Genomic DNA, 706 nt, shown 5'->3' with positions numbered 1-706 from the left:
GATGGGTAGTGATTGTATGTATCAAAACAAGCAACAACGCTGTACTTTCTTTCTTTATGACGTCCTTCCGCTTAGTCGGTGGAGGGGCTAACGTTATAGGGACAAGCGAATAAGTGCACATGGTGGATGCCTTGGCGATTACAGGCGATGAAGGACGTAGTAGCTTGCGATAAGCTGCGGGGAGTGAGCAAACACACTTTGATCCGCAGATTTCCGAATGGGGTAACCCGGCCTTTACAGGTCATTGCATACTGAATACATAGGTATGCAAAGCGAACGCGGCGAACTGAAACATCTAAGTAGCTGCAGGAAAATAAATCAACCGAGATTCCCAAAGTAGTGGCGAGCGAAATGGGAAGAGCCTGCATGATTTAGCATGACGCATAGTGGAACAGCTTGGAAACGCTGGCCATAGAGGGTGATAGCCCCTTACACGAAATGCGATGTGTGGAACTAAGTATGCGACAAGTAGGGCGGGACACGAGAAATCCTGTCTGAACATGGGGGGACCATCCTCCAAGGCTAAATACTCGTAATCGACCGATAGTGAACCAGTACCGTGAGGGAAAGGCGAAAAGAACCCCGGGAGGGGAGTGAAATAGATCCTGAAACCGTGTGCATACAAACAGTAGGAGCGGACTTGTTCCGTGACTGCGTACCTTTTGTATAATGGGTCAGCGACTTACATTCAGTGGCAAGGTTAACC

General features: G+C 48.7%; 1 rRNA gene. It reads left to right on the top strand.

Going from position 1 to position 706, the window contains the following annotated elements:
- Positions 1-99: 99 nt before the first annotated feature.
- Positions 100-706, top strand: a 23S ribosomal RNA gene (locus ACP7EY_RS24005); the annotation flags it as partial.

Origin of the sequence: Massilia sp. DWR3-1-1, assembly GCF_049898325.1 — a bacterium.
Classification (GTDB): Bacteria; Pseudomonadota; Gammaproteobacteria; order Burkholderiales; family Burkholderiaceae_D; genus JAFCUW01.
The sequence above is the reverse complement of the archived record's forward strand: the minus strand, read 5'-3'. Positions and strand labels throughout refer to the sequence as shown.